Source organism: Moorena sp. SIO3I8 (assembly GCF_010692325.1).
In the GTDB taxonomy this organism is placed as follows: domain Bacteria; phylum Cyanobacteriota; class Cyanobacteriia; order Cyanobacteriales; family Coleofasciculaceae; genus Moorena.
On sequence record NZ_JAAHHW010000332.1, the window covers coordinates 1 to 1751 of the forward strand.

The window sequence follows — 1751 nt, forward strand, 5'->3', positions numbered from 1 at the left end:
AGTATTACTTGGTGCTTACCAGGGCTGGCGTGCTCTAAAAGGGGACCCCCGAGATGCCTGGATTCGCACTACTGCGATCGCATTTGCGGCTACAGGGGGTACTAGTTTTTACAACGCTGACCTAACCGATGCTGACTTTACCGGAGCTACCCTCAAAAGTACAGATTTAAGAAAGGCTAATCTTACTGGTGCTAGTTTGGAAAATACTAGTAAACTTGACCTGGCTAGACGAGATTAAACGTAAGCTATCAACCGTCAGCTGTTAGCTGATAACAAGCGTAATTATTCAGTTAGGAGTGGGGAGTCGGGCTATTTCATTGCTCCCCCCTTATCAAAGGCAGGGCTGTTTCATTGTCGATGTCAAAATTTTTTCTGAGGTTTTGAAACCGCCTTGGAGTAATGGGTTCACCCTTTTTTTTAAGATTTAAGTATTTTAACCTAAAAAAGTCTTAAATTCTCTAAGCGCAAAAAGCTTGGGCAACGGAATAAAAAACCGAATGATATCAACAAAAAAAAGCGAACGCCGATACTGTAAAATAAAAGCGAACGCTATTTAATTATAAAAAGTTTATCTATGAATAGCCTAATTCAAGCTCTCAAAAAAGTCAAGGACTTTCGTAAACTCCAAGGACAACGACATCCTTTATGGAGGGTTTTATTAATTATTATTCTCGGACTCATGCAAGGATATACTGGGTATAGAGCTTTAGGAGATTTTGCTAGATTTAATCAAGACTTATTATTGAATACCTTAAATATTGTCCCGGAGAGAGTTCCTTCTTATTCAACCATTCGACGAGTGATGTTAGGAGTAGATTGTTCAAATTTATTGGATATTTTTAATCAGTGGGCAAGTCAATTTGCTTTTGATAAATCCTTAAGAGATTGGATAGCTATTGATGGAAAAAATTTAAGAAGTACTGTTGAAAATTATAACAATCATTATCAAAATTTTGTGGTAATCGTTTCTTTGTTTAGTCAGAAGTCAGGGGTAGTTTTAAATTTGACTAATTTTGAAAATAAGAAAAGTTCAGAAATTCACCAAGTCCAAGGAGCTATAAGAACTTTTCCCCTTCAGAATCAAGTATTTACTCTCGATGCTCTCCACTGTCAAAAAGCAACCACTCAAGCTATTATTGACTCAAATAATCATTATACTATTGCCGTTAAAAAAAATCAAAAAACACTCTATAAGTCTCTAGAATATGTTAGTAATCATCAAACACCAATTACAGTTAATTGCACTATTGACAAGAGTCATGGCCGAGAAATTGAGCGCACTACTTACGTGTTTGAGCCTCCGGCTTATTTTTGCTTAGATTGGTGGGATGTAAAGAGTTTTATAAAAGTAGTTAGACAAGGAAAAAGAGGAAATGCTAATTATTATCATATTGCTTATTATATCAGTAGCTTGTCAGAAACGGCTAAAGTATTTGCTGATAAAATTAAAGGACACTGGGCAATCGAAAATAAATTGCATTGGATTAAAGATGTGATTTTACAGGAAGATCATTGTTCTTTTAATGACACTCAAGCTACTACTAACTTTTCTATTCTCAACACAGTAGCTCTGAATCTTTTCCGAATTTTGGGCTTCGACTCAATTACCCAAGCCCAAAGATGGCTTCGTAACAAGTGGTCTAGGCTTTGGGTTTTGTTAGAATGAAACAGCCCTGCCTTAATAAGGGGGGAACTTGATTCGATTCAAACATTCCCTTAATCAGGGGGGGAGCTGATTCGATTCAAACATT

At 36.5% G+C, this 1751-nt stretch carries 2 protein-coding genes; both read left to right on the forward strand.

Annotated elements, in window-relative coordinates; all coding sequences use genetic code 11:
- On the forward strand, positions 1-238 hold a 238-nt coding region (locus tag F6K51_RS36715), incomplete at its 5' end, for a pentapeptide repeat-containing protein (protein ID WP_293030955.1).
- A gap of 336 nt (positions 239-574) precedes the next feature.
- Positions 575-1666: an ISAs1 family transposase gene (locus tag F6K51_RS36720; RefSeq protein ID WP_293030958.1), complete on the forward strand. Its 1092-nt coding sequence runs from the start codon at positions 575-577 to the stop codon at positions 1664-1666.
- Positions 1667-1751: the final 85 nt, after the last annotated feature.